Source organism: Campylobacter sp. BCW_6464 (assembly GCF_001762775.1).
Taxonomy (GTDB): Bacteria; Campylobacterota; Campylobacteria; order Campylobacterales; family Campylobacteraceae; genus Campylobacter_D; species Campylobacter_D jejuni.
On record NZ_MJXM01000001.1, the window covers coordinates 1 to 506 of the forward strand.

1 protein-coding gene is annotated in these 506 nt (G+C 26.7%); it reads left to right on the forward strand.

Translation table 11 applies throughout. From position 1 onward, the window contains the following. On the forward strand, window positions 1-506 hold a 506-nt coding region (locus AJ885_RS00005; protein ID WP_261659915.1), incomplete at both ends, for a DUF2920 family protein.

The window sequence follows — 506 nt, forward strand, 5'->3', positions numbered from 1 at the left end:
CATAGCAAAAATAGCTCCTTGGTATGTGGATGGTGTGATTGATAATTCAGGTTCGGCTTTGCCACCTTTAAATTATATTTTAGGAAGAGAAATGGAACATAGTTACGGTGATTATTATGAAGATTTTCCACATAATAGGATTATTTTTTTTCTAAAAACCCACTGGACGCGTAAAGAAAATTCACCTTATTTTTTTAATAATGAAAATTATTTTATTAGAACATTGTTAAATAAGGATCATTTGATTTTGCAAAGTCAAAAAAATAAAAATATTATTTATGTGAGTTATCATAGCGATAAAGATCCTCTAACGCCTGCCAATTTTAAACAACAAACCATGCAAATATTAAAAATTTTAGGATATGATGTAAGCTTAAATTTGATAGATGAAAATAAAATTGATGGAAAATTTATTAAAAATTTAGATCATGGTTGTGGTATACCTGATAAAGCCTTATTTAGAAAAGAACTTCCTTTAATGCTTGAAAAACTACAAAAAAGAAAAT